Annotated in this window: 9 protein-coding genes and 1 tRNA gene; 8 read left to right on the top strand and 2 right to left on the bottom strand. The window is 73.6% G+C overall.

Annotated features, from left to right (window positions below; translation table 11 throughout):
* Positions 1-36 precede the first annotated feature (36 nt).
* From metG to ACFUEL_RS25660, 5 genes are read left to right on the top strand one after another with little or no spacing between them, the layout of a single operon-like run.
* A complete protein-coding gene (gene metG, locus ACFUEL_RS25680; protein ID WP_380239121.1) occupies positions 37-1638 on the top strand; it encodes a methionine--tRNA ligase in 1602 nt (533 codons plus the stop codon).
* Entirely contained in the window at positions 1638-2525 is an 888-nt protein-coding gene (locus ACFUEL_RS25675) for a TatD family hydrolase (protein WP_380239120.1), read from the top strand. Before metG ends, ACFUEL_RS25675 begins: the two co-directional genes overlap by 1 nt.
* Before the next feature lie 53 nt (positions 2526-2578).
* Positions 2579-3154 (top strand): Uma2 family endonuclease, encoded by a 576-nt coding sequence (locus tag ACFUEL_RS25670; protein WP_380239119.1) that lies wholly within the window; start codon positions 2579-2581, stop codon positions 3152-3154.
* A gap of 16 nt (positions 3155-3170) precedes the next feature.
* A complete protein-coding gene (gene rsmA / locus ACFUEL_RS25665; RefSeq protein ID WP_380239118.1) occupies positions 3171-4064 on the top strand; it encodes a 16S rRNA (adenine(1518)-N(6)/adenine(1519)-N(6))-dimethyltransferase RsmA in 894 nt (297 codons plus the stop codon).
* A gap of 2 nt (positions 4065-4066) precedes the next feature.
* Positions 4067-4996: a 4-(cytidine 5'-diphospho)-2-C-methyl-D-erythritol kinase gene (locus ACFUEL_RS25660; RefSeq protein WP_380239117.1), complete on the top strand. Its 930-nt coding sequence runs from the start codon at positions 4067-4069 to the stop codon at positions 4994-4996.
* Here the strand turns inward: ACFUEL_RS25660 and ACFUEL_RS25655 are convergent.
* The gene (locus ACFUEL_RS25655; RefSeq protein ID WP_380239116.1) at positions 4977-5555 is read right to left on the bottom strand and encodes a Uma2 family endonuclease; all 579 of its coding nucleotides are present in this window, start codon (positions 5553-5555) and stop codon (positions 4977-4979) included. The genes ACFUEL_RS25660 and ACFUEL_RS25655 overlap by 20 nt on opposite strands.
* Before the next feature lie 219 nt (positions 5556-5774).
* On the opposite strand from ACFUEL_RS25655, the gene ACFUEL_RS25650 reads away from it, so the two are divergent.
* Both ACFUEL_RS25650 and ACFUEL_RS25645 read left to right on the top strand, forming a co-directional pair.
* The gene (locus tag ACFUEL_RS25650) at positions 5775-6761 is read left to right on the top strand and encodes an aldo/keto reductase (RefSeq protein WP_380239115.1); all 987 of its coding nucleotides are present in this window, start codon (positions 5775-5777) and stop codon (positions 6759-6761) included.
* Between the two features lie 72 nt (positions 6762-6833).
* The gene (locus tag ACFUEL_RS25645) at positions 6834-8645 is read left to right on the top strand and encodes an ABC-F family ATP-binding cassette domain-containing protein (protein ID WP_380239114.1); all 1812 of its coding nucleotides are present in this window, start codon (positions 6834-6836) and stop codon (positions 8643-8645) included.
* A gap of 15 nt (positions 8646-8660) precedes the next feature.
* On the opposite strand, the gene ACFUEL_RS25640 is transcribed toward ACFUEL_RS25645, so the two are convergent.
* Positions 8661-10568 carry an FUSC family protein gene (locus ACFUEL_RS25640; RefSeq protein WP_380239113.1) on the bottom strand — a complete coding sequence of 636 codons (1908 nt, stop codon included), beginning with the start codon at positions 10566-10568 and terminating at the stop codon, positions 8661-8663.
* Positions 10569-10748: 180 nt separating this feature from the next.
* On the opposite strand from ACFUEL_RS25640, the gene ACFUEL_RS25635 reads away from it, so the two are divergent.
* Positions 10749-10821, top strand: a tRNA-Thr gene (locus ACFUEL_RS25635).
* The last annotated feature ends 32 nt before the right edge of the window (positions 10822-10853 follow it).

Below are 10853 nucleotides of genomic sequence, written 5' to 3'. Positions count from 1 at the left end.
CCGGACGGGGGCGGCCGGGCACTAGGATTCCGGGGTATGGCGGCCTTGGAAGACCACACCAGCACTGACGCGTACTACGTCACCACCCCGATCTACTACGTGAACGACCGGCCCCACCTGGGCCACGCGTACACCACCGTCGCGGGTGACGTGCTGACCCGCTGGCACCGCCAGCGCGGCGAGGACGTCTGGTACCTCACCGGCACCGACGAGCACGGCCAGAAGATCCTGCGCACCGCCGAGGCCAACGGCGTCACCCCGCAGCAGTGGTGCGACAAGCTGGTCGAGGAGGAGTGGAAGCCGCTCTGGGAGCACCTGCGGATCGCCAACGACGACTTCATCCGCACCACCCAGGCCCGGCACACCGACCGCGTCCAGGAGTTCGTCCAGGACCTGTACGACAAGGGCGAGATCTACCAGGGCAGCTACACCGGCCCGTACTGCGTCGGCTGCGAGGAGTACAAGCTCCCCGGCGAGCTGCTGCCCGGCGCGACGGACGAGGAGAAGCTCTGCCCCGTCCACAAGCGCCCGGTCGAGTGGCTGGAGGAGGAGAACTACTTCTTCCGGCTCTCCGCGTACGGCCCGAAGCTGCTGGAGTTCTACGCCGCCAACCCGGACTTCATCCAGCCCGCCTCCGCCCGCAACGAGGTGCTGCGCTTCGTCGAGCAGGACCTCAAGGACCTGTCGATCTCCCGCTCCACCTTCGACTGGGGCGTCCCGCTGCCCTGGGACGACAAGCACGTCCTGTACGTGTGGGTCGACGCCCTGCAGAACTACATCACCGCGGCCGGCTACGGCAGCGACCCCGAGCGCTTCGCCCGGCTCTGGCCCGCCTCCGTGCACCTGGTCGGCAAGGACATCCTGCGCTTCCACGCCGTCATCTGGCCCGCGATGCTGATGGCCGCCGGGCTGCCGCTGCCGCGCCGGGTCGTCGCCAACGGCTGGCTGATGGTCGGCGGCGAGAAGATGAGCAAGTCCAACCTCACCGGCATCGCGCCCACCGACCTGACCTCGCACTTCGGCGTCGACGCGTACCGCTACTACTTCCTGCGGGCCATCCCGTTCGGCACCGACGGGTCGTTCTCCTGGGAGGACTTCACCGCCCGCTACACCTCCGAACTCGCCAACGACTTCGGCAACCTGGCCTCCCGGGTCGCCGCCATGGTCGGCAAGTACTTCGACGGCGCGCTGCCCGCCGCGACCGACCACGGCCCCGCCGAACAGGCCGTCGCCGACGCGCTGGTCAAGGCCGCCGCCGAGGCCGACCGGAAGATCGGCGAGGAGCTCGACTTCGCCGGCGGCATCGCGGCCGTCTTCGAGTTCGTCAAGCTGGTCAACGGCTACCTCACCGAGCAGGAGCCCTGGAAGGTCGCCAAGGACCCCGACGGACAGGACCGGCTCGCCACCGTCCTGTACACCGCCGCCGAGGCGCTGCGGGCCACCGCCGTCCTGCTCAACCCGCTGATGCCGGACTCCGCCGCCAAGCTGTGGGACTCGCTCGGCGCCGAGGCCGCCCTCGGGGCGCTCGCCGAGCAGCGGATCGCCACCGTCGCCGACTGGGGCCGGCTGCCCGCCGGGGCCACCGTCACCAAGGGCGAGATCCTCTTCCCCCGGCTCGAAGAGAAGACCGCCTCCTGATGGGCGCGAGCAAGGGCAGGAAGGAGCAGGACCGCACCCCGCCGCCGCTGCCCGAGCCGCTCGCGGTGGCGGTCGCCGACTCGCACACCCACCTCGACATGCAGTCCGGCACCCCCGCCGAGGGCCTGGCCCGAGCCGCCTCGGTCGGCGTCACCACCGTCGTCCAGGTCGGCTGCGACGTGCCCGGCTCGCAGTGGGCCGCCGACCTCGCCGAGCAGTACGAGCAGGTGCACGCCGCCGTCGCCCTGCACCCCAACGAGGCGCCGCGGATCTTCCTCGGCGACCCCGACGGCTGGTCCAGGCAGCAGCGCAAGGCGGGCGGGCAGGAGGCGCTGGACGCGGCCCTCGCCGAGATCGACCGGCTCGCCGCCCTCCCGCACGTCCTCGCCGTCGGCGAGACCGGACTCGACTACTTCCGCACCGGCCCCGAGGGCGTCGACCTGCAGAAGGAGTCCTTCCGCCGGCACATCGAGATCGCCAAGCGGCACGGCAAGGCCCTGGTCATCCACGACCGCGACGCCCACCAGGACGTCATCGACCTGCTGCTGGCGGAGGGCGCCCCCGAGCGCACCGTCTTCCACTGCTACTCCGGCGACGCCGCGATGGCCCGCACCTGCGCCGAGCACGGCTGGTACCTCTCCTTCGCCGGCCCCGTCACCTACAGGGCCAACCACGCCCTGCGCGAGGCCCTCACCGCCACCCCCCTCGACCGCGTCCTGGTCGAGACCGACGCCCCCTTCCTCACCCCCCACCCCTACCGCGGCCGCCCCAACGCCCCGTACCTGATCCCGGTCACCCTGCGCGCGATGGCCGACCACCTGGCGCTCGGCGAGGACGAGTTGGCCACGGCGATCGCGGCGAACACGGCCCGGGCCTTCGGCTACTGAGCGCATCCCGGTGACGGGCGCGCTCGTTAGCATGGAGGAGCGAGGAGGCTGAGATGACCGCCGAACCGATCGACTGGGTGTACCCGCCGGCCAGCGGCTGGACGTTTGACCAGGTCAATGAGCTCGATCTGCCGTTCAAGTGGGAACTGGTGGACGGAGCGATCGTGGTCAAGGGACAGACGCTGTGGTGGCACGACCGGGTGCGTGACCGCCTGCTCGTGCAACTGCTCGCGGCGAGCGACGAGCCCTACGACGCGAACGTGGAGCGGGCCGTCATGCTCGACGAGCACAACGTCGTGCTCCCCGACGTCATGGTGTTCGACGAAACCGGCCTGGAGGTCTCCGAGCTGGCTTGCACCCCGGTGGAGTCGGTGGTCCTGGCCGTCGAGGTGGTCTCTCCCGGTTCGAAGGTGGCCGACCGCTTCACCAAGCCCGGCCTGTACGCGGAGAAGGGCGTCCAGTCCTACTGGCGCGTAGAGCGCGGCGAGGACGACGTCCCCGTCGTGCACGAGTTCCGGCTCGACCCGGAGAAGGGCGTCTACTTCCCGGTCGCCGTGCACGAGGGGGCGCTCCGCACCGAGCTGCCGTTCCCCGTCGAGATCGATCTGAAGCGGCTCGTCAAGCGCTGACCCTTATCCTTGCCGGGTGAGCACCACCGAACCCACCTCCGACGGCCACCTGCTGGGCGCCGCCGACATCCGCGCGCTGGCCGCGGCGTTCGGCGTGAAGCCGACCAAGCAGCGCGGGCAGAACTTCGTCATCGACGGGAACACCGTGCGGCGGATCGTCCGGGCGGCGGAGGTGACGGAGCAGGACGCGGTGGTCGAGGTCGGGCCGGGGCTCGGGTCGCTGACGCTGGCGCTGCTGGAGGTGGCGCGGCACGTCACGGCGGTGGAGATCGACCCGCTGCTGGCGCGGCACCTGCCGGACACCGTCCGGGGGCGGATGCCCGCGAAGGCGGGGAACTTCGACCTGGTGATCAGCGACGCGATGGACGTCACCGAACTGCCCGGCCCGGCGCCGACCGCGCTGGTCGCCAACCTGCCGTACAACGTGGCCGTCCCGGTGCTGCTGCACATGCTGGAGACCTTCCCCAGCATCGAGCGCACCCTGGTGATGGTGCAGAGCGAGGTCGCCGACCGGCTCGCCGCCAAGCCCGGCAACAAGGTGTACGGGGTGCCCTCCGTCAAGGCCAACTGGTACGCGGACGTGAAGCGCGCCGGGGCGATCGGGCGGAACGTGTTCTGGCCCGCGCCGAACGTCGACTCCGGCCTGGTCTCGCTGGTCCGCCGCGACCCGCCGTCCACCACCGCCACCCGCCGCGAGGTGTTCGCCGTCGTGGACGCCGCCTTCGCGCAGCGCCGCAAGACGCTGCGGGCCGCGCTGGCGGGCTGGGCGGGCTCGCCCGCCGCCGCCGAGGAGGCGCTGCGCGGCGCCGGGATCGACCACACGCTGCGCGGCGAGATGCTCACCGTCGAGCAGTTCGCCGCGATCGCCGAGCACAAGCCGAAGGCCGCAGCGGCCGCGGAGGAGCACTGAGCATGGTCACGGTCCGGGTCCCCGCCAAGGTCAACGTCCAGCTCGGCGTCGGCGGGGTCCGCCCCGACGGCTACCACGACCTGGCGAACGTGTTCTTCGCCGTCGCCCTCGGCGACCAGGTCACCGCCACCCCCGGCACGGGCGTCACGCTCAGCTGCGACGGCCCCGACGCCGCCGCCGTCCCGCTCGACGACGGCAACCTGGCCGCCCGCGCCGCCCGGCTGCTCGCCGCCCACCACGGCCTCGCCGAACCCGGCGTCCACCTGCACATCGACAAGGCCATCCCGGTCGCCGGCGGCATGGCCGGCGGCAGCGCGGACGGCGCCGCCGCGCTGCTCGCCTGCGACGCGCTGTGGGGCCTGGACACCCCGCTGCCCGTCCTGCTGGAGCTGGCCGCCGAACTCGGCTCCGACGTCCCGTTCGCGCTGCTCGGCGGCGTCGCGCTGGGCCGCGGCCGGGGCGAGCTGCTGGAGCCGCTGCCGGTCGCCGGGACGTTCCACTGGGTGTTCGCGGTCGCCGACGGCGGCCTGTCCACCCCCGCCGTCTTCCGCGAGTGCGACCGCCTGCGCGAGGAGTCCGGCCTCGGCTCCTCGCTCGCCGACGTCCCCACCCCCGACGCCGACCCGGCCCTGCTCGCCGCCCTCGCCGACGGCGACCCGGTCGCGCTGGCCGCCGCCCTCGCCAACGACCTCCAGGCCGCCGCCGTCTCGCTGCGCCCCTCGCTCGCCGACACCCTGCACGCCGGCACCGAGGCGGGCGCCCTGGCCGCCCTGGTCTCCGGCTCCGGCCCGACCTGCGCCTTCCTCGCCAAGGACGCCGACGCCGCCGCCCACATCGCCGCCGCCCTGCGCGCCTCCGGCACCTGCCGCACCGCCCACGCCACCCACGGCCCGGTGCCGGGCGCCCAGGTGGTCAGCGCACCCATGCCTTGAACGCCTCGGTGTCCAGGGTGATCCCGACCGGATCGGGCAGTACGGCGGGCTTGCCGAAGGGCCGCCGCACCAGGTTCACGTACTGCCCGTCCTCGGGCTCGCTGTGCACCAGCACCTTGCAGCTGTCCCGGTCGACCAGCAGGTAGACCGGGATGCCGGTCTCGGCGTAGGCCCGGGGCTTCTCGTCCCGGTCGCGGCGGTCGGTGTCGCGGTCGTACGAGGTCACCTCGAGGACCATGACGACCTGGTCGGGGTCGGCCCACTCGCCCTGGCCGGCGAAGCCGCCGTCCGGGGCGAGCGTGGCGTCCGGCCTGGCGTTGCCCTTGCGGTAGGTCTCCACTCGCAGTCCGCGTTCGAGGTACAGCCACAGGTCGGGGCGCTGCTGCATGCACTGCTTCATCACCCAGCGGATGATCTCGTCGTGGTCGCCGTCGGGTACCGCCTTGACCCCGATCCGCCCGTGGATGAATTCCATCCGGACGCCCTCGCGCTCGGCCGCCAGGGCGATGCGCTCGAACTCCTCGGGCAGCATCTGCGGCCGGTTCTCCACCGCCGTCATCACAACCTCCGGCTCACCGTCGTGGTACTCGCACGGTACCGCGCGGCAGTGACGGGAAGGGAGACGACGGGCGCCCGCCACCCGTGCGCGGTGGTGCGCCACCGCGCACGCCTCTCCGCCAGTGGTCGAGACCTCTGCTTGACCTGGAGCGCGCTCCGGGTTCCAGACTCGTTCCCGCGGCCCGCACCGGGCGGGCCGCGGACACGAGGGGACACCCGGATGCGCAAGCGCACCATCGGAACCGACCCGCGCACCCGCCGCGAGGTCAGCGTGCTGAGCCTGGGGGCGATGCTGTTCGGCACGCTCACCGACGAGGCGACCTCCTTCGCCGTGCTGGACCGCTACGTCGAGGCGGGCGGCACTTTCATCGACACCTCCAACAACTACGCGTACTGGCAGGACGACAGCCAGGGCGGCGCCAGCGAGGAGGTGCTCGGCCGGTGGCGGGCCAGCCGCGGCATCACCGACGAGGTGGTGATCGCCACCAAGCTCGGCGCCCGCCCGAAGGCCCCCGGCACCGGGTTCGTCGAGAACGGCGAGGGCCTGTCCGCCGAGGTGGTCCGGGCCTCCTCGGAGGCCAGCCGCAAGCGCCTGGGCGTCGAGAAGCTCGACCTGCTGTACGCGCACATCGAGGACCGGGCGGTGCCGCTCGCCGAGACCGTGCACGCCTTCGGGGAGCTGGTGCAGGAGGGGACGGTCGGCCTGCTCGGCGTCTCCAACCACTGGTCCTGGCGGGTCGAGCGGGCCCGGAACATCGCCGCGCAGGCCGGCCTGCCCGGCTACGAGGTGCTCCAGTACGGCCACACCTACCTGCGCCGCCGCGCCGACCTGCCCGGCCTGACCTGCCCGGACGGCGACCAGGCCGCCGTCCAGGGCGACCTGGTCACCTACCTGAAGGAGAGCCCCGAGCTCACCCTGGTCGCCTACTCCCCGCTGCTCGGCGGCGGCTACGTCCGGGAGGACAAGCCGCTCGGCCCGTCCTTCGACCACGCCGGCACCCCCGCCCGGCTCGCCGCCCTCGACACCGTGGCGAAGCAGACCGGCGCCACCCGCAACCAGGTCGTGCTGGCCTGGCTGCTCGGCGGCGAACTCCCGGTGATCCCGCTGGTCGGCGCCTCCTCGGTGGCCCAGCTGGACGAGAGCCTGGCCGCGCTCGACCTGGAACTCACCGCGGAGCAGCGGGCCCTGCTGGACGCCGCCCGGTAGGACGGCGAGCACGGCCGGGCGCGGCACTAGGCTGGAGGCTCGTTCCAGCCCCTTCCTCAGGAGTGCAGCTTCGTGGCCGTCAACCTCGCCACCATCGAGTCCGTCACCAAGGTGTACGGCACCAGGGCCCTGCTGGACGGGGTGAGCCTCGGCGTCAGCGAGGGCGACCGGATCGGCGTGGTGGGACGCAACGGCGACGGCAAGACGACGCTGATCCGGATGCTGGCCAAGCTCGAGGAGCCGGACACCGGCCGGATCACCCACTCCGGCGGGCTCCAGCTGGCGGTGCTGACGCAGCACGACTCGCTGGACCCGAAGGCCACCATCCGGCACGAGGTGATCGCCGGCCGGGCCGACCACGAGTGGCTCGGCGACGCCCGGATCCGCGACATCGTCCAGGGCCTGTTCGGCGGCCTCGACCTGCCCGGGTTCGCCGACGGCCTGGACACCGTGATCGGCCCGCTCTCCGGCGGCGAGCGCCGCCGCATCGCGCTCGCCAAGCTGCTGCTCGGCGAGCCCGACCTGATCGTGCTGGACGAGCCCACCAACCACCTCGACGTCGAGGGCATCGCCTGGCTGGCCAAGCACCTGCAGAACCGCCGCTCCGCGCTGGTCTGCGTCACCCACGACCGCTGGTTCCTGGACCAGGTCTGCACCCGGATGTGGGACGTCCAGCGCGGCGAGGTCCGCGAGTACGAGGGCGGCTACTCGGACTACGTGTTCGCCCGCGCCGAACGCTCCCGGATCGAGGCCACCGAGGAGCAGAAGCGGCAGAACCTGGCCCGCAAGGAGCTGGCCTGGCTGCGCCGCGGCGCCCCCGCCCGCACCTCCAAGCCGCGCTACCGGATCGAGGCCGCCAACGCCCTGATCGCGGACGTGCCGGAGCCGCGCGACAAGTCCGAGCTGATGAAGTTCGCCAACGCCCGCCTCGGCCGCACCGTCTTCGACCTGGAGGACGTGACCGTCAAGGCCGGCGACAAGCTCCTGCTGGAGCGCCTCACCTGGCAGCTCGGCCCCGGCGACCGGATCGGCCTGCTCGGCGTCAACGGCGCCGGCAAGACCTCGCTGCTGCGCGCCATGCAGGCCGCGTACGCCACCGAGGGCGACGTGCAGCCGGCCGGCGGCGTGATCAAGGTCGGCAAGACCGTCCGGCTCGCCTACCTCTCCCAGGAGGTCGCCGAGCTGGACCCGGCCACCCGCGTGCTGCAGGCCGTCGAGCAGGTCCGCGGCCGGGTCGACCTCGGCAAGGGCCGGGAGATGAGCGCCGGGCAGCTGTGCGAGCAGTTCGGCTTCGGCAAGGACAAGCAGTGGACGCCGGTCGGCGACCTCTCCGGCGGCGAGCGCCGCCGCCTGCAGCTGCTGCGGCTGCTGATGGACGAGCCCAACGTGCTCTTCCTCGACGAGCCCACCAACGACCTCGACATCGAGACCCTCAACCAGCTGGAGGACGTGCTCGACGGCTGGCCCGGCTCGATGGTCGTGATCAGCCACGACCGGTTCTTCATCGAGCGCACCACCGACACCGCGTACGCGCTGCTCGGCGACCGCCGGATGCGGATGCTGCCGGGCGGCGTCGACGAGTACCTGGAGCGCCGCACCGCGATGGCGGAGGCCGCGGCCGCCACCGCCGCCGCGCAGGTCCCGGCCGCCGCCGAGCCCTCCGGGCTGTCCGGCGGCGACCTGCGGGCGGCCAAGAAGGAGATGCAGAAGCTGGAGCGGCAGATCGCCAAGCTGGACGAGCAGGAGTCCAAGCTGCACGCCCAACTGGCCGAGCACGCCGCCGACTTCTCCAAGGTCGCCGAGCTGGACGCGCAGCTGCGCAAGGTCCGCGAGGACAAGGAGGAGCTGGAGATGTCCTGGCTGGAGCTGGCCGACCAGGTCTGAGCCCCGCGCCGAGGACTACCCGTCCAGCAGCAGGTCGAGCTCGTCCGCGGCCCGGGCCAGCGCGCTGCGCCCCGGGTCGTGCGGGCCGGTCGGCCGGGCGATCCGGCCGGTCGGCGGACGGTGGGCGCGGGCCGCGCGGGTGAGGCGCTCCAGCGAGCGCAGCACCCGCCCGATCACCTCCGGTTCCGGTTGCTGCCCGCCGTAGCGCAACTGCGCGGCGTACGCGGCGACCGCCCCCGAGAGCCGCTCCAGCGCGGCGGTGGCCGGCACCCACCGCTCGGCCAGGCGCCCGGCGGGCGGGGGCTCGGCCAGACCCAGGTCGACCTGCCGCCGGGCGTCGGCCAGCGCCCGGTACGCGGTGCGGCGCAGCCACACCTCGGCGACCGGCTCGCCCCGGACCACCGCCTCCAGGTAGCGGCGCAGGGCGTTCGCGGCGGTGACGATGCCCGGCTCGATCCGGTGCGGCGGCCGCTCCGGCCACAGCAGGTAGCCGAAGACCAGCACGATGGCGCTGGCCAGCGCGGTGTCCAGCACCCGCGGCCAGAACTCGGCCGACCCGCTCTCCCCGCCGAGCTGCACCAGCAGCAGCGCCACCGGCGTCATCACGACGGTGTTCAGCCCGTAGTGCGCGGCCGTCGAGTACGGCAGCAGCGCCACGCACAGCGAGATCGCCAGGCTCAGCGCCCAGGGCTCGGTGGTCAGCGCCAGCAGCACCGCGGCCACCGCGATGCCCAGCACGGTGCCCAGCGCCCGGCTGACCGCCCGCTGGAACACCGAGCCCAGGTCCGGCTTCAGGACGAACGCCACCGTCATCGGCACCCAGTAACTGCGGCTCAGCGTCAGCGCGTTGACCGCCGCCTCGGCCACCGCCACGCACAGCGCCACCCGCAGCCCGTAGCGCACCGAACCGCGCGACAGCAGCCGCACCCGCAGCCGCCACGGGTCCGGCGGCGGCGGGGCGGCGGTGTCCAGCGGCGCCCAGCGGCCCGCGACGGTCTCGGCGGCGGCCCGCAGCGCCGTGTCGAACGCCGTCCGGGACGGGGTGTCCGGCCGCCAGTGGGGGTACGCCGGCTCCGGACCGCCGGTGATCTGCGCGGCCAGCCGGGCCGGGAACGCTGCCAGCTCCGGCGGCACCGGGCGCCACGCCCACAGCAGCCCGGCCGCCGCCTCGGTGGCGCCCAGCGCGGCCTCGTACGCGCGGCGCAGCCGGTGCAGCCGCTCCGGCTCGCGGCGGCCCGGCCGGGGCGGCGGCAGCAGGTCCTGCATCTGGTTGAGCCGGCCGGTCAGCAGGCGGCGGGCGGCCGCGCCGTCCGGGGTGCCCAGGGCGGCCAGCAGGCCGCCGAGCGCCAGGTAGACGTCCGCCAGCGCCAGGGTGCGCGGGTCGGTGCGCACGTCGGTGCGGTAGCGCACCCCCATCAGCAGCACCAGCGCCGCCCCGCACGGCATCATCGCGGGCGCCGCCCACCACGGGTGCGGCAGCGCCATCCCGCCGCCCAGCGAGGCCGACACCAGCAGCAGCATCCCGGCCGCCGAGCCGCGCGGCCCGGTCGCCGACAGCGCCCCGCCCGCGAAGCCCACCAGGGTCAGCGCCACCCCGGTCTCCGGCCCGCCCGCGCCCCGGTGCTGCAACTCCGCCCCGATCAGCATCCCCGCCGTCGACGCGGCCAGCGCCAGCGCGATCCGCGGCGCCCGCAGCCGCAGCGGCTCCACCCGGTCGTTCATCGTCGCGTGCATCGCCCCCAGCGCCGCGAACACCCCCAGCGCCAGCCGCCCGCACACCAGCCCCGCCCCGAGCGGCACCGCCATCCCCAGCGCCGCCCGCACCACCAGCACCCGCGGCACCACCGGCCTGGCCGGCCGCAGGGCCAGCGCCCACCAGGCGGAGGGGGTACCGGAGGCACGGCCGCGGCCGGGGGCTGACACAGGATCACGCGCCTTCGCTGCACGGGAGTTCGCGGCTGCTGGGCGACATTGCACGGCAGATCGGGTCTTCTCGGGCAGTTTAGCCCTCCGACCTGGAGGAAGCCGATTTCCCATGGGGTCGGCCGAGCATGTAATGTCTTCCACGTCGCAAGGGGAGCCGCCAGGCGCCCGGAGCAACAAGCCCCTATAGCTCAGTCGGTAGAGCGTCTCCATGGTAAGGAGAAGGTCTGCGGTTCGATTCCGCATGGGGGCTCAGATCGGGAAGGCCCCGCCGGGAGGCGGGGC

The sequence above is a fragment of the Kitasatospora sp. NPDC057198 genome (genome assembly GCF_042670125.1).
GTDB lineage: Bacteria > Actinomycetota > Actinomycetes > Streptomycetales > Streptomycetaceae > Kitasatospora.
Note: the sequence above shows the minus strand (reverse complement) of the source record. Positions and strands in the feature narration are given on the sequence as shown.